27 protein-coding genes are annotated in these 21,341 nt (G+C 56.0%); 5 read left to right on the forward strand and 22 right to left on the reverse strand.

Going from position 1 to position 21,341, the window contains the following annotated elements; genetic code table 11:
* Nucleotides 1-42 precede the first annotated feature (42 nt).
* Nucleotides 43-927: an ATP-binding protein gene (locus CVV30_06800; GenBank protein PKL69276.1), complete on the forward strand. Its 885-nt coding sequence runs from the start codon at nt 43-45 to the stop codon at nt 925-927.
* 47 nt (nt 928-974) lie between these two features.
* Nucleotides 975-1,313, forward strand: coding sequence for a hypothetical protein (locus CVV30_06805; protein PKL69277.1), 339 nt, complete (start codon nt 975-977; stop codon nt 1,311-1,313).
* Between the two features lie 373 nt (nt 1,314-1,686).
* Here CVV30_06805 and phoU read toward each other — a convergent pair whose 3' ends face one another.
* The 4 genes from phoU to CVV30_06825 are packed head-to-tail and all read right to left on the reverse strand — an operon-like array spanning nt 1,687 to nt 6,105.
* Nucleotides 1,687-2,337, reverse strand: coding sequence for a phosphate transport system regulatory protein PhoU (gene phoU / locus CVV30_06810; GenBank protein PKL69278.1), 651 nt, complete (start codon nt 2,335-2,337; stop codon nt 1,687-1,689).
* Between the two features lie 5 nt (nt 2,338-2,342).
* On the reverse strand, nt 2,343-3,104 hold the full coding sequence (locus CVV30_06815) for a phosphate ABC transporter ATP-binding protein (protein ID PKL69279.1): 762 nt from the start codon (nt 3,102-3,104) through the stop codon (nt 2,343-2,345).
* Between the two features lie 3 nt (nt 3,105-3,107).
* On the reverse strand, nt 3,108-5,063 hold the full coding sequence (locus CVV30_06820; GenBank protein PKL69280.1) for a phosphate ABC transporter permease: 1,956 nt from the start codon (nt 5,061-5,063) through the stop codon (nt 3,108-3,110).
* 58 nt (nt 5,064-5,121) lie between these two features.
* Complete coding sequence (locus CVV30_06825) at nt 5,122-6,105, reverse strand: phosphate-binding protein (GenBank protein PKL69281.1); 984 nt, start codon at nt 6,103-6,105, stop codon at nt 5,122-5,124.
* A gap of 132 nt (nt 6,106-6,237) precedes the next feature.
* On the opposite strand from CVV30_06825, the gene CVV30_06830 reads away from it, so the two are divergent.
* From CVV30_06830 to CVV30_06840, 3 genes are all read left to right on the forward strand, one after another.
* Nucleotides 6,238-7,269: a PhoU family transcriptional regulator gene (locus CVV30_06830; protein ID PKL69282.1), complete on the forward strand. Its 1,032-nt coding sequence runs from the start codon at nt 6,238-6,240 to the stop codon at nt 7,267-7,269.
* Nucleotides 7,270-7,389: 120 nt separating this feature from the next.
* The gene (gene cooS / locus CVV30_06835; protein PKL69283.1) at nt 7,390-9,348 is read left to right on the forward strand and encodes a carbon-monoxide dehydrogenase catalytic subunit; all 1,959 of its coding nucleotides are present in this window, start codon (nt 7,390-7,392) and stop codon (nt 9,346-9,348) included.
* A gap of 86 nt (nt 9,349-9,434) precedes the next feature.
* On the forward strand, nt 9,435-10,217 hold the full coding sequence (locus tag CVV30_06840; GenBank protein PKL69762.1) for a cobyrinic acid a,c-diamide synthase: 783 nt from the start codon (nt 9,435-9,437) through the stop codon (nt 10,215-10,217).
* 16 nt (nt 10,218-10,233) lie between these two features.
* On the opposite strand, the gene CVV30_06845 is transcribed toward CVV30_06840, so the two are convergent.
* From CVV30_06845 to CVV30_06930, 18 genes are read right to left on the reverse strand one after another with little or no spacing between them, the layout of a single operon-like run.
* Nucleotides 10,234-10,992, reverse strand: coding sequence for a formylmethanofuran dehydrogenase subunit C (locus CVV30_06845; protein PKL69284.1), 759 nt, complete (start codon nt 10,990-10,992; stop codon nt 10,234-10,236).
* Complete coding sequence (locus CVV30_06850) at nt 10,989-12,689, reverse strand: formylmethanofuran dehydrogenase subunit A (protein ID PKL69285.1); 1,701 nt, start codon at nt 12,687-12,689, stop codon at nt 10,989-10,991. Before CVV30_06850 ends, CVV30_06845 begins: the two co-directional genes overlap by 4 nt.
* Entirely contained in the window at nt 12,686-13,975 is a 1,290-nt protein-coding gene (locus CVV30_06855; GenBank protein ID PKL69286.1) for a formylmethanofuran dehydrogenase subunit B, read from the reverse strand. The genes CVV30_06850 and CVV30_06855 overlap by 4 nt, the downstream gene beginning before the upstream one ends.
* A complete protein-coding gene (locus CVV30_06860; GenBank protein ID PKL69287.1) occupies nt 13,962-14,456 on the reverse strand; it encodes a molybdopterin dinucleotide-binding protein in 495 nt (164 codons plus the stop codon). Before CVV30_06860 ends, CVV30_06855 begins: the two co-directional genes overlap by 14 nt.
* Nucleotides 14,351-14,968 carry a 4Fe-4S ferredoxin gene (locus CVV30_06865; GenBank protein PKL69288.1) on the reverse strand — a complete coding sequence of 206 codons (618 nt, stop codon included), beginning with the start codon at nt 14,966-14,968 and terminating at the stop codon, nt 14,351-14,353. The genes CVV30_06860 and CVV30_06865 overlap by 106 nt, the downstream gene beginning before the upstream one ends.
* A 1-nt stretch (nt 14,969) precedes the next feature.
* On the reverse strand, nt 14,970-16,055 hold the full coding sequence (locus tag CVV30_06870; GenBank protein PKL69289.1) for a hypothetical protein: 1,086 nt from the start codon (nt 16,053-16,055) through the stop codon (nt 14,970-14,972).
* A complete protein-coding gene (locus tag CVV30_06875) occupies nt 16,052-16,507 on the reverse strand; it encodes a hypothetical protein (GenBank protein ID PKL69290.1) in 456 nt (151 codons plus the stop codon). Before CVV30_06875 ends, CVV30_06870 begins: the two co-directional genes overlap by 4 nt.
* Nucleotides 16,504-16,893: a DUF1959 domain-containing protein gene (locus CVV30_06880; GenBank protein ID PKL69291.1), complete on the reverse strand. Its 390-nt coding sequence runs from the start codon at nt 16,891-16,893 to the stop codon at nt 16,504-16,506. Before CVV30_06880 ends, CVV30_06875 begins: the two co-directional genes overlap by 4 nt.
* Nucleotides 16,890-17,132: a hypothetical protein gene (locus CVV30_06885; protein PKL69292.1), complete on the reverse strand. Its 243-nt coding sequence runs from the start codon at nt 17,130-17,132 to the stop codon at nt 16,890-16,892. Before CVV30_06885 ends, CVV30_06880 begins: the two co-directional genes overlap by 4 nt.
* Complete coding sequence (locus CVV30_06890) at nt 17,129-17,977, reverse strand: NADH-ubiquinone oxidoreductase (protein ID PKL69293.1); 849 nt, start codon at nt 17,975-17,977, stop codon at nt 17,129-17,131. Before CVV30_06890 ends, CVV30_06885 begins: the two co-directional genes overlap by 4 nt.
* A gap of 1 nt (nt 17,978) precedes the next feature.
* Nucleotides 17,979-18,188 carry a hypothetical protein gene (locus CVV30_06895; protein ID PKL69294.1) on the reverse strand — a complete coding sequence of 70 codons (210 nt, stop codon included), beginning with the start codon at nt 18,186-18,188 and terminating at the stop codon, nt 17,979-17,981.
* Nucleotides 18,188-18,847, reverse strand: a complete 660-nt coding sequence (locus tag CVV30_06900; protein PKL69295.1) for a hypothetical protein — start codon at nt 18,845-18,847, stop codon at nt 18,188-18,190. Before CVV30_06900 ends, CVV30_06895 begins: the two co-directional genes overlap by 1 nt.
* The gene (locus CVV30_06905) at nt 18,840-19,445 is read right to left on the reverse strand and encodes a hypothetical protein (GenBank protein PKL69296.1); all 606 of its coding nucleotides are present in this window, start codon (nt 19,443-19,445) and stop codon (nt 18,840-18,842) included. The genes CVV30_06900 and CVV30_06905 overlap by 8 nt, the downstream gene beginning before the upstream one ends.
* A gap of 2 nt (nt 19,446-19,447) precedes the next feature.
* Nucleotides 19,448-19,891, reverse strand: a complete 444-nt coding sequence (locus CVV30_06910) for a NiFe hydrogenase (GenBank protein ID PKL69297.1) — start codon at nt 19,889-19,891, stop codon at nt 19,448-19,450.
* Entirely contained in the window at nt 19,888-20,139 is a 252-nt protein-coding gene (locus CVV30_06915) for a DUF2107 domain-containing protein (GenBank protein ID PKL69298.1), read from the reverse strand. The genes CVV30_06910 and CVV30_06915 overlap by 4 nt, the downstream gene beginning before the upstream one ends.
* Complete coding sequence (locus CVV30_06920) at nt 20,136-20,369, reverse strand: DUF2108 domain-containing protein (protein PKL69299.1); 234 nt, start codon at nt 20,367-20,369, stop codon at nt 20,136-20,138. The genes CVV30_06915 and CVV30_06920 overlap by 4 nt, the downstream gene beginning before the upstream one ends.
* Nucleotides 20,362-20,607, reverse strand: coding sequence for a DUF2109 domain-containing protein (locus CVV30_06925; GenBank protein ID PKL69300.1), 246 nt, complete (start codon nt 20,605-20,607; stop codon nt 20,362-20,364). Before CVV30_06925 ends, CVV30_06920 begins: the two co-directional genes overlap by 8 nt.
* Complete coding sequence (locus tag CVV30_06930) at nt 20,604-21,107, reverse strand: hypothetical protein (protein ID PKL69301.1); 504 nt, start codon at nt 21,105-21,107, stop codon at nt 20,604-20,606. The genes CVV30_06925 and CVV30_06930 overlap by 4 nt, the downstream gene beginning before the upstream one ends.
* Nucleotides 21,108-21,341: the final 234 nt, after the last annotated feature.

Here is a 21,341-nt window from a genome sequence, read left to right on the forward strand (position 1 = left end):
CCGCTGATGCAGCAATCTCACTTTACAAGGATGAATGACACTATGACACAAAACACACCCGCAAAAGATTCGAACTGCGATGAGAATTGTAATGAGAACTGTTCCAGCTGCTCATCAGCACAGCCGCCACAACCCCAGAAAGGGCTGCCGCCGAAATCAAAAATTGACGTGAAGCACGTCATCCTTGTGCTCAGCGGAAAAGGTGGCGTGGGCAAGTCCACAGTCTCGGTTAACCTTGCTTCCGCACTCTCTGCCCACGGGAGAAATGTAGGACTCCTGGATCTCGATTTTCATGGCCCCAATATCCCCAAGATGCTGGGTATAGAAGGCCAGAAACCGGCCGTTCTGGAAAAGCATATCGAGCCCGTACATGTCACCGGAACGCTTTCGGTTATGTCCATGGCATTCCTGCTGCCGGATACGAGTACCCCGGTGGTCTGGCGCGGGCCGATGAAAATGGCGGCGATCCAGCAGTTCCTTGACGAAGTGAACTGGGGAAAGCTTGACTACCTTGTCGTAGACCTGCCCCCGGGCACCGGAGATGAGGCGCTCTCGATCGCGCAACTGGCCCCAAACGTAAAAGGTGCGGTCATCGTGACGACCCCGCAGGATGTGGCGGTACTGGATGCCGTCAAATCGGTAAAATTCATCCAGAAACTGGAAGTACCGGTCATCGGCATCATCGAGAACATGAGCGGGATGATCTGCCCCCACTGCGGAGATACGATAGACCTGTTCGGCAGGGGTGGCGGAAAGAAAGCGGCAGAAGATCTGGGCGTCCCGTATCTCGGTGCAATTCCCCTTGACCCGGCAATGGTAAAAGCCGGGGATGAGGGACGCCCCTACGTTCTCCGCCATGCTGATACACCCACGTGGAAAGCCGTGGATGCCGTCATGGAAAAACTGGTAAAACTGGTTGAGTCCTGACGACGTTTACCTTTTTAACGGTCTGAAATGAATCAAGAAGTGCCAGGATGAAAAAATATTCCGGTATACCCGAACTGCTTGACCAGTTTATGGAGGAGAATGGCACCGATGAGCGGTGGGTTACGGTGCAGGAGATCCGGCAACGGTTTGACCTGAACCGCTACCAGTACAACACGATCTCAGGATTCCTGCGCAGGCTGGAGTTCGGATCGTTCGGTCAGTGCCCCTTTATCGTGCTCAGGATCGAAAAGGCGGAGAGAATAAACCCCTCCGATCCCCCGAAATGCCGGTATCTCGTGAAACGGAAGAATATGAGCTCTGCCAAGATCCCGGGAATACTGCAACATTCGGGCATGCAGGTACGACGCAAAGCAGACAGCAGTTAGTCCGGGAAGGGGAAAGATCACTGAGAGAAAAATAAGCCCATTACGGGCTCATTTTCCTGTTCCGGCATCCCGGTTATTACCGGAAAAACCCGTAAAAGTCTCCTTTTTCGGCCCGGTAAAAAACACGCCCGAAATTCCTTGCGATTGCCGAAATACGGGTGGAAACACCCTCGCCCGGTAGCCACCAAAGGCCTTTAAATTCAGGCATTTTTTACTATGGGTTTTAGTCCATCCCAACACAAAAAAGTCTACCGGAATGCGAATATGAGGCTCTTTTTTTTCAGACGAAGATTTCAAAAAATGGGTACACGAGTGTTCCATTGAATAAAAGGCACGATCTTATTTCCATCAGACTCTCCTAAACACCCGCCGTTTAATGGATCTCGATCCTCTCACCCGTCTCCATATAATGAACATTCTCAGCGATCTTGCAGGCATGGTCAGCGCACCGCTCGAGATACCGGGCCACCATGATATAGTGCGTGCAACGCGAGATGTTCTTGGGATCTTCCATCATGTAGGTGATCCCTTCGCGGAAGATCGAGTGCCGGAGCGCATCGATCGTATCATCCCGTGACGAGAAATCATCAATTAGTCGTAGGCTATCAGACTCGTACGCCTTGATCGCATCGTCGACCATGTCGAGCACGAGATCCGCCATGTGCGGTATGCTCATCATGTTCGCTATGTGGGGTTTGGTGGACAGGTCGTTTACGGTATTTGCGATTGACTTACCGTACCTCCCGATACGCAGCGATGCCGTGATGACTTTGAGCGTGCAGGCAATGATCCGCATATCTTTTGCCATCGGCTGGTTTAGGGCAATCAAATGGTAGCAGTGCTCTTCGAGACGGACTTCCATCTCGTGGATCTCTTCTTTTCGTGCAACTACGGACGCTGCCAGTTCCGTATCCTGCCGGATGAGCGCATCGACTGCCGTCCGCAGCATGAGTCGCCCGAGATGCGCCATCTTCAGCGTGTCGCGTTTCAGGTTTTTTAATTCAGTGTGGAATTTTTCTGCCATGATGCTTACCCGAACCTGCCGGTGATATAATTCTCAGTAAGTTCTTCTTTCGGGTGCTCGAAGATCTGCCCCGTCTTTCCGCATTCGATCAGTTTGCCGAGATACATGAAGCCCGTATAATCGCTCACCCGTGCTGCCTGCTGCATGTTGTGGGTGACGATGATGACGGTGTAATCTTCCTTGAGCCGCTCGATTAAGTTCTCGATCTTTGCCGTTGCAATCGGATCGAGCGCTGAACAGGGCTCATCCATCAGGATCACTTCGGGTTCCACAGCGAGCGTGCGGGCAATGCAGAGCCGCTGCTGCTGGCCCCCCGAGAGCCCGAGCGCAGAATCATTCAGCCGGTCTTTTACCTCATCCCAGATGGCCGCGTGGCGGAGGCTCTGCTCCACGATCCTGTCGAGTTCGCATTTATCCCGGATGCCATGCACCCGGGGGCCGTACGCCACGTTTTCATAGATGGATTTGGGAAACGGGTTGGGTTTCTGGAAGACCATCCCGACTTTTTTCCTGAGTGTCACCACATCGATTGCCGGAGCATGGATGTTCTCATCGTCAAGCAGGATCTCACCGGTACATTTCACGTGATCGATGAGATCATTTAACCGGTTGAAGCACCGCAGCAGGGTTGATTTCCCGCAGCCCGACGGGCCGATAAGTGCAGTCACCCGGTTTCTCGGGATTTTTATCGAGACCGATTGGAGTGCATGCTTCTCATGATACCAGAGGTTGACGTTATTTGTCGTGATAATTGCAGATTCAGACATTGTTTATCCCCGTGCCTTATTCTGGAAATGTGTTCTGATGAGGATCGCAACCGCATAGAACCCGATGACGAGCAGGAGCAGTACGAGCGCAGTCCCGTATTTGTTGGTGGACGACCCGGGCACATTGGTTGCGAGTATGAAGAGATGGTAGGGCAGCGCCATGACCGGCTGGAGTACCGAGTCGGGCAGGAAACGCGACGAAAAGACGACTGCGGTGAACATGATCGGGGCAGTCTCTCCTGCTGCCCGGCCGATAGAGAGGATTGCACCAGTAACAATTCCTGGCACTGCCGGTGGCAGGACTACCCGGCTGATCGTCTGCCAACGGGTTGCACCCAGCGCGAGACTGCCCTCCCGCAGGGACTGCGGGATATTTTTTAAGGATTCTTCGGTCGTGCGGATCACGGTTGGAAGTACCATCAGGGCAAGCGTAACCTGCCCGGCCAATAACGAAACACCGACATTGAGATAGAGCACGATGAAGGCAAACCCGAAGAGGCCAAACACAATCGAAGGTGTGCCGTTGAGCAGGTCTACCCCGGTCCGGATGAGCCGGGTGATCCTCCCTTCCCGCGTATATTCCACGAGATAAATGGCCGCCCCCACACCGAGAGGAAGCGCAATCGAGATCGCGCCCATAACAAGGTAGAGCGTGCCGATGATCGCCGGGAAGATCCCGCCGGCCCGGCCGAGATCTTTCGGGGGCTGGGTCAAAAACTCCCACGAAAGTGCCGGAAGCCCATTGATGACAATGTCCTGCAGGATGATGACAAGAATGGCAAGTACAATGACGGTCGCAACGCCGATAAGGCCAAAGGCGATTATCTGGATATTTTTCGGGGAGAGCCGGTCCCTGCCGAAATACCAGGCCCCGATTATGAGCGGGACGAGGGCTGCAAGCCACCACGGTGCAGCGGCAAGCAGGAAGACCAGTAAAACGACAACACCGATGATCCCGTAAAACCGGGAAAGGGATTCTCTGGTAGCCGAAGAGACGAGCGGTGTTCGTGCGGAACTTCGGGTTCTTCCTTCCCGGATATGGCGCAGGATGGCAACGGCCGACAGGTTGATGATGAGCGTGATGACGAGCAGGACAACGGCAATGCCGAACAGGGCGCTGTAGTGCTCGCTGCCGACCGATACCTCGCCCATCTCGATCCCAAGAGTAGCGGTCAGTGTCCGTAACGGGGACAGGATATTCCAGATCGGGTCCGGGATAATGGCTGCGTTACCTGCCACCATCAGAACTGCCATGGTCTCACCTACTACCCTGCCAATCCCAAGGATGACAGCTGCTGCAATGCCCGACAGGGCTGCCGGCACCAGCACACGGCTGATTGTCTGCCAGCGGGTTGCCCCGATCGCAAGCGACCCTTCCTTGTACTCATGGGGTACCGAACTGATGGCATCTTCAGAGACACTGATGATCGTGGGAAGGGCCATAATCCCCAGCAGCACCGAAGCCGCAAGCCAGGTCTCCCCGGTGGGAATGTCGAAACTCACCCGGATAAAACTGGTAAGAACAATGAGCCCGAAGAACCCGTATACCACCGAGGGGATGCCGGCCAATAGTTCAACTGCCGGTTTGAGGATTTTCTTTGACCTCGGGGATGCGAGTTCAGAGATGTAGATTGCACAGCCAAGGGAAAGCGGGACGGCAAAGACCATGGCCCCAATGGTGACGAGCAGGGTACCGACAATAAGGGGGAAGATACCAAACAAGGGTACAACTGCTGTTGGCGCCCAGTCAGGGCCAAGGAGAAAACTGAGTATTCCGACCTGCGCAAAGATCGGGTAGCCATCCCGTAATAAGAAAAGCAGGATGAATGAGACTACGATTACGGCAAAGAAGGCTGTAAAGAAGAATACGGTTTTGATCGATTGTTCTTTGCGAACAGATAACCGGGCAGTGCCCTTAGAGGCGTTAAAGGCACCCCCCGTTTTTTTAGTAAATTCCATGTTTCATCGCCTCCTTTAAAAGAAAAATGGGGATTGTTCCTGTCACCTGCTCCAGGATTTAATTGAGGGTTACGTAGCCTTCATCGGCAACAATCTTCTGGCCATCGGAGCTGAGGATGTACTTGATGAAGTCGCCGGTAAGACCGCTGGACTGACCATTGGTAATGATGTAGAGGTCACGGGAGACCGGGTAGGTCTTGGTCTTCACACTGTCGATGGTTGGTGCAACAATCTTCTGGGCATTATACCAGACGGGAAGTGCCTTGACATCGTTGCTTACAAACCCGATAGAGACGTACCCGATCGAACCGGGCGTCTGGGCTACGGTCTGGAGGACTGCCCCATTGGAGTTCTTCTCGAGCATCTTGTTGATAGGTGTTGCTTTCAGGAGAACAGTCTCATCGAAATACGTGCGGGTTCCTGATGCACTGTCGCGACCTATGACCACAATCTGGTTGTTGGTATTGGGAACGCTTGCACCGGTGATCTCGGTCCACTTGGTGGTTTTTCCGAGATAGATGTTCTTGATCTGGTCAAGGGTAATGTACTGGATCGTGTTTGCGGGGTTGACAATAACGGCAATACCGTCCTGTGCAACCGAAGTGACAACAAAGCCGGGGTTCTTTGCCATCTCTGCCTTGGTCACTTCACGGGAGGACATACCGATATCAACGGTCTTAGCACCGATTGCCTGGATGCCTACACCGGATCCGCCACCGGATATCTGGATGTCAGCGTCCGGGTGCGTTGCCATGTACTGGTCGGCAGCCTTCTGGACTATGGGAAGAACGGTGGTTGACCCACTGATCTTAATGGTTTGTTTCTGGCCGGTTGATACAGGTGCAGATGTGGCTGCCGGTACTGCCGGATTTGCTGCCAGGGCTGCATCCTGTGCGGTCACGACCGCAGCCGGCGTTGTTGCCGGTGCTGCAGGGGTGTTCTTGTTTGCGGTGTCAGTACAGCCTGCTACTGCCATTGCTGCGATGAGCAATACGGCAAGGCCAATGGTGATGAGTAACGATGAACTCCTGTTTGCTCTCATGATGTTCCATCCACCATTTCCCCGGGGCTGATATACTGTTTTTCGCCATAGACTATACAGGAATATATATCATAAAGATGAGAATAGAGTAACATAGTGAAATCAGTTTACTATAGTAATACGAGGTGAGTCATGGAAATAAGGCGGGTGCAGGTAACCGGGGGTGCATCATTCGTAGTCACACTCCCCAAGGACTGGGCAGGGGAACAACATATCAAGAAAAATGATCCTGTCGGGCTTATCGCCCAACCGGACGGGACGCTGCTGGTCACGACAAAGATTACTGAAGATCCCCTCCAGCGGATCAAGGAGATCAACTGTAGCACCATTGCAGACCCGGCGTTTCTCTTCCGCCTTCTGATCGGGACCTACATCACCGGGTTCACCATGATCCGGCTCACCACAAAACAGCGCTTTCCCCCGTTCGTCCGAACGGTTGTCCGGGACTTTTCCCAGATGACCATCGGCCAGGAAGTAGTTGAGGAGACCGAGTCGGTGATTGCGATAAAAGATCTCCTCAATCCATCGGAGATGCCGTTTGAAAATACCATCAAGCGCATGTTTGTAATCGTCAAGACCATGCACGAGGATGCAATCTCTGCCTTAGAGACCCGCAACAAAGCGCTTTCTGAAGATGTAGTCAGCCGCGACATGGATGTGGACCGGCTCAACTGGCTGATTGCCCGGCAGACCAACATGATCATGCAGAATGCATCGCTGTCCCGGAAGATGGGAATCTCGACAAGCATGGCGATGCACTATTACATGCTCAGCCGTATCATAGAGCGGATTGGGGACCATGCCGTCAGGATCGCCGAAAATACCCCGCCGATTATTGATGGTGAACTCGACAAAAAGATCCTTGCGGCAGTCAGGAAGGCAAGTTCCCTGTCGCTGGAGAACTTTGACCGGAGCATAGTATCGTTTTTTAATGCCGATATGAAAGACGCAAACCGGAATATCGAATCGATCCAGGCACTCGATACGATCTGCGGGGATATCAACAATATGGTACTGAAACAGGATACGCTCGTGGCAATCCACGTGGGATATATCGCGGAGAGTATCCGGCGGGCCGGCGAGTACGCCGGGGATATTTCCGAGACCGTGATCAACCTGCTGATGGAAAAGGAGCAGGGACACAACAAGTCCCGGAAAGGATAGTAATACTCTCCCGGGCATTTTCCGCATACTCTCGCACCAGGGTTCTGGTTCCCCAAGGAGAGGAAATAAATACGCTCGTGATCGATAACCAGATATCCAAAAGATAGGGTGTGTTGAAAAATGCCAGAAGAACCAAAACCCCAGCTGATCCGGGAACGGCTCGATGTCTGCGAGCTCGACAGGGCAAGGATGTCCCTTCTGAACCCGGCATTGATCGAGCAGAAGAAGAATGAGCGGACAACCGACGAGAACGCCAAGCCGGTCCTTGAACTGATGATGAAAAAGGGTATCGAGACGGTCTGGGACCGGTTCGAGATGCAGCAGCCACCCTGTAAATACTGTGAAGCCGGCTCGTCCTGTTCACGATGTACCATGGGGCCCTGCCGGATCATCCCGCCCCACCGCATCCGGGGCGTCTGTGGGGCCGATGCCGACCTGATCGTTTCGCGCAACCTGTTAGACATGATCGCAACGGGAGCGGCAGCCCACTCGGATCATGGCCGCGATATCGTAGAGACCTTGTATCTCCTTGGCACCGGAAAGACCAAAGATTATGCAATCGGCGATCCAGAAAAACTCCAGAGGATCTGCAAGGAATATAATATCAAAACCGACGGGAAGAAGCCGGAGCAGCTTGCCGAAGAACTGGGCAGTGCCATGCTCGAAGAGTACGGCATGAAGAAGAACACGCTCCAGTTCCTCAACCGTGCCCCGAAAGCCACCCGGGAGATCTGGGACAAACTCGGCATAACGCCACGGGGCATTGACCGCGAAGTGGTGGACTCGATGCATCGCATCCAGATGGGTGTCGGCGCCGATTATGTCAATATCCTGCTCCAGGGTCTGCGCACCTCGCTCTCGGATGGCTGGGGCGGATCGATGATCGGCACCGATGTCTCGGACATACTGTTTGGCACGCCCACGATTACCAGCTCGAAGATGAACCTGGCTGTACTCAAGGCAGATCACGTGAACATCTCAGTGCACGGCCACAACCCGATGCTCTCCGAAGTGATAGTAAAAGCAGTTGCAGATCCTGAGTTAAAGGCACTCGCACTGAAATACGGTGCGAAGGGGATCAACCTTGTCGGCATGTGCTGTACCGGCAATGAACTGCTCATGCGAAAGGGCATCCCGATGTCCGGTAACCATCTCAACCAGGAAATGATCATCGCAACCGGTGCCCTTGAAGCAATGGTCGTGGACTACCAGTGTATCTTCCCCTCGCTCCCCCGGACCGCGAGCTGCTATCACACCCAGATCATCTCCACGAGTTCGAAAGCCAAGATCCCAGGCTCGTACTACTTTGACTTCCATGCAGAGGAAGCGTATCTCACGGCTAAAGCGATTGTGCGGATGGCCGTAGAGAACTACAAGAACCGGAACCCCCAGCGGGTGCTTATCCCGGGAGAGCCCATGCCGGTCATGGCGGGATTTTCCAATGAAGCGATCAAGAATGCACTCGGCGGCTCGTTCAAACCGCTCATCGACCTGATCGCTGCCGGGAAGATCCGGGGTGCGGTTGGGATCGTCGGTTGCAACAACCCTCACGTGAAGCATGACTCAGGTCATGTAACGCTGGCAAAGGAACTCATCAAGAGAAATATTCTCTGTGTCGAGACGGGCTGTGCCGCGATCGCGTCCGGAAAAGCCGGCCTCCTCCGGCCCGAGGCCGCATCGCTTGCCGGTGCTGACCTCAGGGCAGTCTGCGAGTCGTTGAAGATCCCGCCGGTGCTCCACATGGGCTCCTGCGTTGACAACTCCCGCATTCTCGTGCTCGCAGCGGAACTCGGCAATGCCCTCAATGTGCCGATCCACAAGTTGCCCATTGCCGGTGCAGCGCCCGAGTGGTACTCGCAGAAAGCAGTCTCCATCGGGGCATACTTTGTTGCCTCCGGTGTGTACACGGTGCTCGGCGTGATGCCGCACATTGCAGGAAGCCCTGCAACGGTGTCGCTCCTGACCGAAGGACTGAAGGGCGCCGTGAACGCGAGTTTCTCCGTAGAACCTGATCCGGCAAAAGCTGCGGTGCTTATTTCGGACCACATCGAACGCAAGCGGACCGAACTGGGGATTTGAAGGTGCCGGCAGGCATATCCGGTCCCGGAAAAATACCGGGAACCGGCAATCCCTCCTCCGGCAGGACCGGGGGAATACGGGTAGTGATGGCCGGCAAGGGCGGGGTGGGCAAGACCACGCTCACCGCTCTCCTTGCCCATCTTTTTTCCCGCGAGGGTTTGCAGGTGCTTGCCGTGGATGGCGATCCCCAGCAGAACCTTGCAGTGACACTCGGAATCCCGCCGGCAAAGGCAGTGCAGGTAGTGCCGGTCTCGAAAAGCGCGGAATATCTCCGGGAAAAGACCGGCGCCGGTCCGGATATTTCTCCGGGCGGCCTCCTCACCCTTAACCCGGAGGTGAGCGATGTCATTGACCGCTTCTCCGTCCCTGTGGCTGATAACCTGCAGCTCCTCGTCATGGGCGGCGTCCGTATGGCAGGTGCCGGGTGTCTCTGCCCGGAGTATACCCTCCTTGCCGCAATCCTCCGCCACATGCCGCTCCTGCCGGCACAGGTTGTCCTGCTGGACACACCTGCGGGCATGGAGCATTTCGGGCGGGCGGTTGCTGACGGGTTTGACACGGCGCTGGTTGTCAGCGACCCGTCATATAATGCGCTGTCGGTAGCACGGGAATCAGCGCTTCTCGCCCGGCAGATTGGGATCAAAAACAGGATACTGGTTGTGAACCGGTCGGGTGCACCGGACGATCTCCGGAAAGTTCATGAGATATGCGGGGAAGAAGGACTTTTCTTTAAAGTAGTGTATCTCCCGGCTGATCCGGAAGTGGTACATGCTGAACCGGTAGTCACCCCGCTCCTTGCGGGGCAATCCCCGTTCATGAATGCGGTCAGGGGTCTCGCTGACCTGATCGTGAAAAATGAGAGCGCCTGAAAGGCGACATATTTTTTTAGCTCCGCACGCAGAGGGTGCCCTTCCCCCGGTTTGCCACATCGCCCCTGTACACATCCGCGGTGATCTTCCATGCGGGAAGCACCCGCTGCCCGGTCTTTTCAAACGTGGGGAGCATGTCGTGCACCGTGCCCAGGATCACGCACGAGCCGTTCTTCATGTTCCCGCAGGGCCGGGTCGCGTCTCCTTCGATAGTCAGTTCCCCGCCCCGCATCTCCACGCCGGGGAAATCTCCCGTGCTGCCATGGATGTGCACCGTGCCTCCCGCAAGGTATTCGGCACAGAAATCCCCGGTATTGCCAAACACTTCCACGGTTCCACCCTGCATTCCTTTCTTCTCGCCACGGTAGCCGGTTGCACAGTAATGACCCGCATTGCCCCGGCAGATGATCGTCCCGCCCCGCATCTCCCGTCCGAGCCACGAATCGGCATTGCCCCGGATCTCGATCGTTCCGCCGCTCATGAAGTTCCCGCAGTGCATGCCGATATCCCCTTCGATAATGATACTGCCGGTGTCCATGTACTCCCCTACACGTTTTATCCGGGACGTGTCACCTTTGAGCACGACTTCGATGTTCTCCGGGGCCACTGCCGTCCCTTCGACAAAGATCCAGAACATTTCAGAGAGCTGGCGTTCCTTGTTGCCCTCATAGACGAGAAGGTCAGTACCTTTTAAGAAATTGCGGGGGATGATCGCCTCTGCTTCAATCGGGATGTTGGGCTTGGCTCGCACCTTGCTCTCGAGGATCACTCTCATGTAAATGCCTCCGTCTCTATGCGCCGCCCGCGGGGCAGGTACACGTCCTGCACCGGGTAATTGCTCATCCTCACAGTGTAGAACTGCTCAAATCTCTTGATAAATTCCGGATCGTTCTCCATCCGTATGTCTTCGGGCACCTTTGCATCCACCCAGAAGGTGGCATTTGCCCCGTCAACGATGATCTCCCCGTCCCGCGATACCACGCGTCCCCGCTTGATCGTGTACCGGGTCTTCTGGAACCCTTCCACCACTTTCCGATATTCGCGGGCCGGGTCAACGGAATCCGTCCGGATCGGGTAGATGGCGATGTCGGCTTCCGCACCGATCCCGAGATGGCCCTTGCCCTGGCTGACGATGCCGAGTGCCTTTGCCTGCCCGGCCCGGGTCATGACGGCGATATCGTGCCAGTCCAGTTCCCGTTCCAGCGCACAGAGCGAAGTCTTCTGCTCGGTACCGGTATGCAGCGTTGCACATTCCTCATCGCGGTAGCGTTTGCTCATCAGGAGGCCAATCACCTCAGGGTATTTCACGAACGGCGCACCATTGGGGTTGTCGGTTTCGAGCAGGCACTGCCACGGACTTTTGGTGAGGAGCGCCAGTTCAAGGCCAATAGCCCACATAATGCAGTTTACCGTACTCTTCTTCGAGTACGTTACCGGGATGATACCGGACCCGGTCTCCAGTTCCACATCATGGTTGCTCCATTTGTTGTTGTGGAGGCAGTGGAGGTTGAACTCCATGGGCCCGTCGGCGGTCATGGTCATTGTCCGGCCGAACATGATCTGGCCCATGTCCATCACGATCTGGGGCTTGCTGTTGATCGAGCGGGTGATATCCTCTGCCTTGGAACAGATGTTCTTCCAGGTCCCGCCGCCATAGGAGTGGAACTGCACGTGGGTGGCATACAGGGTCTGGCGATCCGCATTCAGGTCGGGCACGAGATCGAACGTCTCAAGGGTGGTCTGGTAATTGCCGGGTTTTCCTAAGTTGTTGCAGTGCAGGTGCACCGAGTGGGGAAGGCCGAGAAGCTCATTTGCCCGTATCATGGTGGTGATGATCTCGGACGGCGTGACAGCGAAATGCGGTACCATGTCATGGATGCCGGTTAAGTCCTCGCCCCAGCCCCATGCTTCGGTGCCACCGGGGTTGGTCAGTTTGATCCCGTATCCCCGGGCTGCTTTTAAGGTCCATGCAACAACTGCCGCGGTCTTCCGGACATCTTTTTCCCGCACCGCATCCATGACTGCCCAGTTGCCGTCAAAGAGGGTATTTGCCATCATGTCCTGGTGGGGAGTTGCCGTAAACTCCTCGTGAGTGTGGCGGGCCTCTAAGGGAGCCATCGCCCCTTCGAGCAGGGTGGTGTACCCCATGGCACTGTAACGGTAGCTGTTCCCAAACGTAGTCGGGACATAGTAGCCGCTCGTGACATGCATCTTCCCCTTGCGCTTCGTGCGTCCCGCCCGCATGTCCTCGGGGCTCATGTACCGCCCGAAGTTCACCTTGGTGCCGCTGACATGGGTATGCGAGTCAATACCGCCGGGCAGGGTGAGACAACGCTGTGCATCGATCACGTCTGCCCGGTCCGAGACTGACTCCACAATCCGGCCGTCACGGATCGCGATATCCATGATCTCGCCGTTGATGCCCCGGATCGGGTCGATGACGCAGGCATTTTTTACCCATAACTCGGTCATGGCCCCATGCCTCCGTTCAGGAGATCATAGATCTTTTTGAGGATCTCGGCATCATCGGGAAAACCACGGTCGATCAGTTTTTTCAGCCGTATGGGCACCCCATCCATCCGGTACGCGGTCCCTGCGGCATCGATACCCGCAGCGGTGCAGGGGATGTGGATGCGGGAAAGCGCGGTCGTGGCATTCACGTGCGGATCAATGATTATCGTCGGAATCTTTGCAAGATGGGCTGCCGCAGCCCTGGGGAAATTTGCACCCGGGTCGCTTGCCACGATGAGAGCAGCATCGCATTCGCCTCTCCTCAAAACATCAACAGCAGTCGTTTCACCGGGATTGTAAAACGCAATCCCCCGTGAGAAATCAACGGCAAAAGGATACCCGGTCATCCATGTGGAAACTTCGTTTGAACCATAGACATTCCCATGCCCCCGCAGCGGGGAGATGACAAATTTTGTATGCCGGTTGAGTTCGTCGGTGAGCTCGATGGCATTCCGGATATTCTTGTATTTTCCCCGGCTCATGGTAAGACCGAGCCCGAAGTAGATCGCCCCGAACTTTGCATTTTTGCAGATTTCGGCAATGCGGAGCAGCTGCTCCTTTGAGACCCCGGCAACTTTTTGGGGGATTACCGATGAGTTTCCCCGCACAATTGCCCGCAGGGCAGAAAGAACTGCATAATCCCCACCGCGTTCAATCTGCACGAATTCGTCAGCAATATTGGCAGTGTCGGTCCTGCGGGTATCTACCACGATCACGGTGCGTTCCTGCTGGGCATCCGGCACAAAGAACCCCGTGGCAAACGTAGTATACCGGCTCATGTGGCGGGGATGCGCCTCGATCGGGTTACCCCCCCAGTAGATGATCACATCCGCCCGGTTCTTCACCTGCCCGAGCGTGCAGCCGGGGTGACCTACTTCCTGGATCGCAAGGATGGACGGGCCGTGACAGACCGTGCTCGTGTTGTCGATGACAGCACCAATCCGTTCGGCAATATGCACGCCAATGCTCTGGGCCTCGCCGTGCGTGCTGCTCCACCCGTACAGGAGCGGACGGTCCGCATCCCCCAGGATCTCTGCCGTCTCCTTGATCGCTTCGTCATAGGAGATATCCTCCCATCCGGTCTCCATGCGCCGTATGGGGGCAGGGAGCCGGGTATCGTCAATGAACGTTGCCTCGGCAAGGGCACAGCCGTTCTGCACCTTGATGATCTTTCCCCCTTCGCACTCGATCTCGAGATCGTCGCAGAGACAGCCGCAGAAGGGACAGATCACATCACGTATGATCATAGCGCAACCCCCCGATAGCTTCCATGAGTTCCCCAACACTCTTCACGGGTTCATCGCACGGCTCCACATCAACAAACTGGTTTTTAAAATCCGGCATGCCGGTGCCATGGGTCTCTGATGAGATGATGTGGTTTGCATACGGGCCGTTTGTCACAAATATCTCGCCTCGTGCCACACCTTCCGCAGGAGACACGGTAAGAACGATAGAACCTGCAGGTGCAGACACCCGGACCCGGTTTCCCTTCTCAATTCCCAGCACCATCATGTCCACAGGATTGAGGAAGCATGCCGATGCTACAGCAGAGTAAGCTTCGGATCCCTTGTGCTCAACAGCAGCTCCCTGCGGGACCGAGCGTCCGGTATTGAGGACGCACTTCACTGCAATCCCTCCGGCACGGGCTGCTGGTATCCTTCGAGGATCCGGGCAATCCGGATGGCATTGGTCGGGCAGCTCGTCTCGCAGGTCTTGCAGCCCGTGCATTTGTCCTCGTGAATCACCACGACATCGCCTTCCTGCACCCGCATGATCACATCATCGTTCGAGGAATGCCCGCCGGCCCCCATCTGGGCATCGGCCTGCTTGTTGACCGGGCAGGCCGTGCAGCAGTTCCCACAACCGGTGCAGAGTTCTGTGTCAATCGCAATGCGGAACGAGAAGAGCAGCGATGTTCCTTCGCGCTCAACAGTTTCAAGGATCCTCCCGCTTTTCAGCACTCCGTTCGGGCATGCCTCAACGCAGAGCCCGCAGCGGATACAGTGCCCCTTGTGGATCTTCGGCATCCAGCCGTCACCGGCATGCACCACTTCAATTGCGCCCGGCGCCGGGCAGGCCATCATGCAGAAGAGGGCATGCTGGCAGGTCTTGCCGGTCGGCTCCGGGAAGCCCCGGAAATGGGAGGGTGTTACCAGCGGAGCGGTCTTTGCAAAGAGGAACTTTTTGATCCACTCGGCGCGGGCAAACTCCCGTAAGTACCAGAAAAACGATGACCCCATCTTACCGCTCCGCACATGCAACGCAGGGATCTGCCGAGATAAAAGTTGACGTGACATCGGCGATTGAATCCGACCCGATGATCATCTCATGGCAGCACGCCTCGATATTCATGATGGACGGGGTCTGGATCTGGATCTCCACGATCCGCCCGAACTCGTCGCTCTTGATAAAGTACGTCAGCTCTCCCCGGGGGGCTTCACCGCTGTACCGTATCTCTCCCGCCTTGCAGACGCCTCCGCCCCGTATGAGCCCTTTGGGGAGTTCCTTTAAGCATTTCCTGATCAAGGCAATGCTCTGGAAGACCTCGTCGAACCGGACCATCACCCGCGCAAAGTTATCGCAATCAGGCCGGGTGATCGGGACAAAGCCGAGTTTTTTGTAGGTGGGATGGTTCTGCCGGCAGTCAAACGCGATCCCGCTCCCCCGGGCAGTCGGGCCAACCACGTGGGCCCGCTGTGCTGCTTCCAGCGTGAGAATCCCAACCCCCCGGCTTCGCAGGGCGATCATCGGGCCGGTTTCAAACATACCGGTATAACGGCGCAGGTCCGCCTCCATCCGGTCGAGCGAGACCAGCAATGTCTCTGCCTCCTTTTTGGGGATATCGCACCGGACCCCGCCGGGGATAATGTAGGCACAGGTGACCCGGGCACCGGTCAGGCGCTCGAGTTCATCCATCACCTGCTCCCGCAGGTCGAGCAGGTACATGCCAAGGGTCTCGTGCTCGATGGTGTAGCAGTACGAGAAGTTTGCCAGCAGGTGGCTCTGCATCCGGTCCAGCTCGTTTGCAATCACGCGGAGATATGCGGCGCGGGGCGGAAGGGCGATCTCGCTCATCTGCTCCATTGCCTCGATAAAGACCATGTTATGGATCACCGAGCAGATGCCGCAGACACGTTCGGCAAGGAACATGACTTCCTGCCACGGGCGTCCTTTCATGATCCGCTCGATCCCTTTTTTCATGTACCCAAGCTCGACTTCCGCACCCGTGATGCGTTCTCCTTTCGCCTCGCACTTGAGCCGGATCGGTTCCTTGAGGCAGGGGTGAATGGGTCCTAACGGAATATTGACATCGACAATTCGTTTCATGGGCGTATCTCCTCCCAGTTGGCAAAGACCGTATCACGGACTGACAGGATTGCCTGCAGGATCTCGGTGGGGCGGGGCGGGCAGCCCGGGACTTCGGCGGCAATCGGGATATGCTTTTTTACCGGCGGATCGACATAGGAGTCACGCCGATCGAAGAGGCACCCGGAGATCGGGCAGTTGCCGATGGTGATCGCTGCCTTGGGTGCGGGAATCTTCTCCCAGACCATGGCAAGTTTCTCCTCCCATCCGGGGGTGTAGGCGCCAATCACGAGCAGGATATCTGCTTCCCTTGGATTATTGTGAACATAGATGCCGTACTGTTCGATATCGTAGCGGGGCGCAAGGCAGGCGAGCACCTCGATATCGCAACCATTGCAGGAGCCGACATCAACGTATGCCACATGGATCGAGCGTGAACGGACCACATTTTTTATCCGCTGGAGAATGTTCATGATTTCAGTGCCTCCCGTATCTGTGTCCTGCCATACGCGATCGCATCTTCTATCGGGATGCCTTCCTGTATGCGTGCATTCACTTCCCTGAAAATGGCATCCATTGCTGCACCGGAAAGGAACTGGAGATAGAGGGTATATTTTTCCCGCCCGAGTGCCCGTGCAACGGTGTCACCCAAGTCGGCCTGCGCCTCAGCCACCTCTGCCCGGGCGGGAAGGTTTTCCAGCTGGATCATGTCGAGGTGTTCGATTAAGAATCTTCGTAATTCCTGGACAGGGACACCTAGTTCCTGAGCGATCTGTCGCACGAGCTTGTCGTGCCACAGGGCAATGAGAATCCGGTACTTCTGGGGGACCAGATCCTGCTCGTAAAGGTAGGTGGTCATAGTATCCCCCCGTACCTGAGTGCCCCGTAGACCACGAACAGGAGCACTGCTGCCCAGAGGGAGATGATCTCTGCGGCATGGAGCCGTTCCTCGTCTTTTAAGAGATAGTAGGCAGTAGCAATGGCAAGCACAATGGCAACAACCAGACCTTCAGCCCATATCGACGGGCGATCGATGATCTGTGCGAGGGTAACGAGGACATAGAATATGCCCCCAAAAAGAATTGCTTCGCGGATCATGGGTGCACCACCATCAGGACAATTGCTGCATACCCCAGCATCAGCCCGGTGACCAGCATCTGGATGGTCACGGAATCGAAAGGCGACATCATCGGGGTAACTGCACAGGCAAAGGCGAGGAGCACTATCATGAGGATCATCCCCAGAAGGAGCCAGGGCAGGGAGAGCGGCCCGATAAATACCGCGAGGAAGACGGCGAGCAGGACAAATGTCTTCAAGCCATTGCAGATCTCAAGCCCCGCACGCCAGATGCCGAAGTGCTCGGTCTTGTACCCGCTCACCAGCTCCTTGGCCTCGACAATAGAAAAGGGGCCAAAGGGCATCTTCGAGAGGATCACGAGAAACATGGCACAGGCTGCCGGAAACGCGGTGATGAGCATCGGACCGTTCATCTGCTGGTACTGCATGATGGCAGAGAGGTCGAGTGAACGGGTGTAGACCGCGATCACCGCAACGCTGACAAAGAGCGGGATCTCCGATGCCGCTGATATGACCGACCGGACACCGCCATACTTGCCGTAGGGCGATCCCGACGAGAGCCCGAACCCGTGCTCTACGATCTTGTGGAGCATGTAGATCCCTAATATGACCAGCAGGCTTCCCCCGCTGACGAGCACATAGAAGGCCGCAGTCCAGATGCCGATCGCGATCAGGACAACCCCGACAAAGAGGACCGGGCTTGCGGTCTTTGGGATCCAGGTCGTCTTGAAGGAGAACTTGAGCATGTGCAGGATCTCCTGCCATATGGGCGGACCGGGCCTCCGCTGGATCCGGGCGATGATCTTCCGGTGGATGCCTAAGAGGAGCAGGCCAAAGAGCGTAGCAAGGACAAGTTCTGCGATCATATCAGTACCCGATGAACGGGATGTCACCTCCGGACTCTCCTGCCATCCAGCTAAAGAAGAGTGATAAGACCGTAACCGGGAATGCCACAACCAGCAGGGCTGCACACGCGAAAAGCGGTATCATTTCCATAAAGTAGAGGCCGGATGCTATGACACAGACACCCGCACCCGCCCAGAAGATTCGTGCAACCGTTTTTTTCTTCATCTTCATCACCCCAGCATAACGATCTCGACTACCCGCAGGAAGATAAGCAGCGACGAGAGAGAGCACATAATCACGTACGGGGCACCCGGTGCCCGGAACATCTCGGCTTTTGCCGCGTAGAACGGGGCCATACCTTCACCTATTACACCTAACACGAGCATCCCCTTTGCAATCAAAGGGACGGCGGGAACAGTCCCTTTCATCAGCTCGATCATGGAGAGCGAACCGGTGACTGCTGCATAGATGGCTGCCCCCGCAAAGAGCGGGACGGTTGCCGCAAGGGCCACCAGCCCGTACTGATAGGCTGCATCCTGCACATGCCGGCTCTTCACCGCAGCAACGATACCGACATTGGTAATCCCGACCATCGCGGTAAAGAGCGTGAAATTGAAGATATCCCCGGTCACCATCGCCCCCATCGTGGCAAGACCACAGGCAATCGCCATGAAGCGCCGAAACCGCATCTCGGAAAGGCTGATCTCCTTGGCCCGGTAGGCATCGCCCCCGAATGCGATATCGATCTGTTTTTCCGGCCGGCTGATGAGCACGAGCACGGTAAAGGTGAGGGCGAGCAGGAAGAGCGTGATCGTGTACGGCGTAAAGTACACGAGTTCGTCGCCAAATTCCAGCACAAAGAGGGGGACTCCCCCGATGAGATCAATCATGCGACTCCCCCCACATCATCCCGACAAGGGATAACTTGACCGTCACTTTCAGGAGGATCCCAATCGCAGCGCCCATGAGGGCGATAAACCAGTATTGCGGCAGGAACATAAAGACAAAGAAGGCTGCGATCCAGAGCGCCCACGAGATGCCGCTTGCCATCTCGAGGAGGTTTAAGTCCTCCCGGTACGTGCGGGAGATGAAGAGGAAGGCAAGGCCAAGACCCGCCACCGCTCCACCGGTGAAACCCGAGAGGATCAGGCCATAGGCGACAAGGAATATCGAGAGGATAAGCGGGGCATCCGCTTTTGCGATCACTTCGATATTGAGCCCGGTTACGGGCCGGTCCCGTATTCCCTCTTTCGTGCAATAGATCTGGGAGAGGGCAAGCAGTTCGGCAATTCCCACGGTCAGGCCCGGGAGAATGAGTGCTTCTGCAAGATCGGTGCCGAGCAGTGCGATTACGCTGAGCCCCACCATCTCGACCAGATCGAGGAGAAGGAGTTTTTGGAGATCATCATGTTCCCGTGCGAGTGCATAGAACGCGATCACGGCAGCGACCATCACGACCAATATCCCGTAACTGTACTGTGCCCACATGGTCAGCCCTTCCGGTAGATATACGAGGCAATCGCAAACGCGATGAAGAGGATCGTGGCCTCGACAACGGTATCCAGCCCCCGGGTGTTGTACAGGATCTCATCAATAATCCCTCCCGGGTGTGAGACGATGGTGGTGCCAAGGTGCATCGTCACCTGCGACAGGAACAGGGAAAACGGCGTCAGGTACGACGTTACGAGCCCTGCTGTCGGGGAATTTGCCGGGTACTGGGAGACGATGGTCGCCTGCGTGAACGGAGGTCCCCCGCGATCATACGGGTCGAGCGAGCTGTTCTTGTCAAAGTTCTTGGGATAGAGCTGCTTCTCGCTGTACGGGAGCGGGAGAAGGAGGATGCCGGCGATAAACAGGAGCAGGCAGGCACCGGCAAAGAGGCGGGTAATATTTTCATAATTGCACAGGATGTGCGAGATCTTCCGTATGATCATCCGGCCACCTCTTTCTTCTGGATGACCCGAACGAAGATGAACGTCGAGAGCACCGTGATTGCCCCGAATGTGAGCAGGGCCAGCGCCTCGTTATACGAGAGCATGATGAGCAGCAGGCCAAAGGCAGGGATCTCGAGATTGATCAGTCGGGTCAGGTAATCCTTTGGTTGGGGAAATGCGACTGCGATCGAACCGGCTACCAGCACGATGAGGCCAATGATAAATTCCGGCGCATAACCGACGGTCATGATGGTGCCCTCCTCTGGCATGCCATCAGGATGAAAATCGTGGAAAGCGGAGCGATCAATGCCAGTGCTATCGCCACGTCCAGTAACCCGCGGTCGATGATGAACGGAAAGACCCCGGCGGTCAGGATGGAGATGGAGATCAGTTTATCGAAAGGATCGCGGTTGAAGATCGCAGCTGCCACACCGATGAAGATGAGCAGTGCCGATGCTACGAGGATGATCTCATCCATTGCGCTTCATCCCCCCGGACCAGGTACTGGCGATCGCGTTGGACTCGAACGTGGACCCGACAAAGAACGCTGCTGCTGCAAGGATAGTGAGCGGGTGCGGCAGCAGGAGTGCAATGATGGCGGTGACGGCAAACGATATGACGTTGAGAAAGGGCAGTTTGCGCATCGTCTTTCGCTCGGCAATCACCCGCAGGGCTGCATATACCGCGATTGCTGCACAGATGTATATCGCGATCATGGGGCCCCCAGCAGCCGGTTCCTGAATGCCCAGAGCCGGCCGATCAGCCGGCTGGACCGGGCATGGGAGATGCCCTGTATGGTCAGGATCGCAATGACCATACCGGCGATAAAGTCCGGTGCGGTAAACCCGATCATGGTCATACCGTAGACAAGGAACGTTGCAGTAATCGCTCCGGTTGTCCCTGCGTACCCGCGATCGTAACAGATGCGGTTGCCGATATAGACAAGCAGGACCGCAAATAGACCGCCGGGAAGTCCTGCACAGTATACTCCGCAGGCTGCGAGAAGCGTGCCTGCCGAAGCATCGGGTGACGAGACAATGTTGCCCATCATATTCCCGCCATGCAGGTCCCCGCCACCCCGTTCTATTTCCTCAGCTATGGCGGTTGCTCCGGAAACACCCCCGCGTTCCGGTAACCTGAAAAATATATCAATAGCTACAAAATTGATCCAGCATAGCACAGCAGCAATCAGTATACGGGCGGGCTCATCGAGCATGGTACAACCCGGCGAAAATCATCGTCTGACCGAATCATCGGCAGGCAACTGGATAAAGGTTGTGATATTGACGTATTCCGCCTCCCTTTAATGAGAGAAGGGGGCAAGTAACACGGGTACTGATTTTTTTACCATCCCCCCTAATTTTACTGGCACATTGCCCGGTTTTCCTGCGATAGACCAGGTACATCAGGATAATGCACACAGATATGCCAGCGATACGGTGAACCCACG

The sequence above is a fragment of the Methanomicrobiales archaeon HGW-Methanomicrobiales-1 genome (genome assembly GCA_002839675.1).
In the GTDB taxonomy this organism is placed as follows: Archaea; Halobacteriota; Methanomicrobia; order Methanomicrobiales; family Methanospirillaceae; genus Methanoregula.

Coding starts and splice junctions, on each gene's coding strand:
- CVV30_06910 (PKL69297.1), bottom strand. CDS start 19,891: ATGATCATACGGAAGATCTCGCACATCCTGTGCAATTATGAAAATATT.
- CVV30_06900 (PKL69295.1), bottom strand. CDS start 18,847: ATGATTGATCTCATCGGGGGAGTCCCCCTCTTTGTGCTGGAATTTGGC.
- CVV30_06830 (PKL69282.1), top strand. CDS start 6,238: ATGGAAATAAGGCGGGTGCAGGTAACCGGGGGTGCATCATTCGTAGTC.
- CVV30_06870 (PKL69289.1), bottom strand. CDS start 16,055: ATGAAACGAATTGTCGATGTCAATATTCCGTTAGGACCCATTCACCCC.
- CVV30_06895 (PKL69294.1), bottom strand. CDS start 18,188: ATGAAGATGAAGAAAAAAACGGTTGCACGAATCTTCTGGGCGGGTGCG.
- CVV30_06890 (PKL69293.1), bottom strand. CDS start 17,977: ATGATCGCAGAACTTGTCCTTGCTACGCTCTTTGGCCTGCTCCTCTTA.
- CVV30_06915 (PKL69298.1), bottom strand. CDS start 20,139: ATGACCGTCGGTTATGCGCCGGAATTTATCATTGGCCTCATCGTGCTG.
- CVV30_06885 (PKL69292.1), bottom strand. CDS start 17,132: ATGATCCGCGAAGCAATTCTTTTTGGGGGCATATTCTATGTCCTCGTT.
- CVV30_06800 (PKL69276.1), top strand. CDS start 43: ATGACACAAAACACACCCGCAAAAGATTCGAACTGCGATGAGAATTGT.
- CVV30_06860 (PKL69287.1), bottom strand. CDS start 14,456: ATGCACGGGCTGCAAGACCTGCGAGACGAGCTGCCCGACCAATGCCAT.
- CVV30_06930 (PKL69301.1), bottom strand. CDS start 21,107: ATGCTCGATGAGCCCGCCCGTATACTGATTGCTGCTGTGCTATGCTGG.
- CVV30_06845 (PKL69284.1), bottom strand. CDS start 10,992: ATGAGAGTGATCCTCGAGAGCAAGGTGCGAGCCAAGCCCAACATCCCG.
- CVV30_06825 (PKL69281.1), bottom strand. CDS start 6,105: ATGAGAGCAAACAGGAGTTCATCGTTACTCATCACCATTGGCCTTGCC.
- CVV30_06815 (PKL69279.1), bottom strand. CDS start 3,104: ATGTCTGAATCTGCAATTATCACGACAAATAACGTCAACCTCTGGTAT.
- CVV30_06805 (PKL69277.1), top strand. CDS start 975: ATGAAAAAATATTCCGGTATACCCGAACTGCTTGACCAGTTTATGGAG.
- CVV30_06880 (PKL69291.1), bottom strand. CDS start 16,893: ATGACCACCTACCTTTACGAGCAGGATCTGGTCCCCCAGAAGTACCGG.
- CVV30_06865 (PKL69288.1), bottom strand. CDS start 14,968: ATGGGGTCATCGTTTTTCTGGTACTTACGGGAGTTTGCCCGCGCCGAG.
- CVV30_06820 (PKL69280.1), bottom strand. CDS start 5,063: ATGGAATTTACTAAAAAAACGGGGGGTGCCTTTAACGCCTCTAAGGGC.
- CVV30_06850 (PKL69285.1), bottom strand. CDS start 12,689: ATGACCGAGTTATGGGTAAAAAATGCCTGCGTCATCGACCCGATCCGG.
- CVV30_06925 (PKL69300.1), bottom strand. CDS start 20,607: ATGATCGCGATATACATCTGTGCAGCAATCGCGGTATATGCAGCCCTG.
- CVV30_06840 (PKL69762.1), top strand. CDS start 9,435: ATGGCCGGCAAGGGCGGGGTGGGCAAGACCACGCTCACCGCTCTCCTT.
- phoU (PKL69278.1), bottom strand. CDS start 2,337: ATGGCAGAAAAATTCCACACTGAATTAAAAAACCTGAAACGCGACACG.
- CVV30_06855 (PKL69286.1), bottom strand. CDS start 13,975: ATGATCATACGTGATGTGATCTGTCCCTTCTGCGGCTGTCTCTGCGAC.
- CVV30_06905 (PKL69296.1), bottom strand. CDS start 19,445: ATGTGGGCACAGTACAGTTACGGGATATTGGTCGTGATGGTCGCTGCC.
- CVV30_06920 (PKL69299.1), bottom strand. CDS start 20,369: ATGGATGAGATCATCCTCGTAGCATCGGCACTGCTCATCTTCATCGGT.
- cooS (PKL69283.1), top strand. CDS start 7,390: ATGCCAGAAGAACCAAAACCCCAGCTGATCCGGGAACGGCTCGATGTC.
- CVV30_06875 (PKL69290.1), bottom strand. CDS start 16,507: ATGAACATTCTCCAGCGGATAAAAAATGTGGTCCGTTCACGCTCGATC.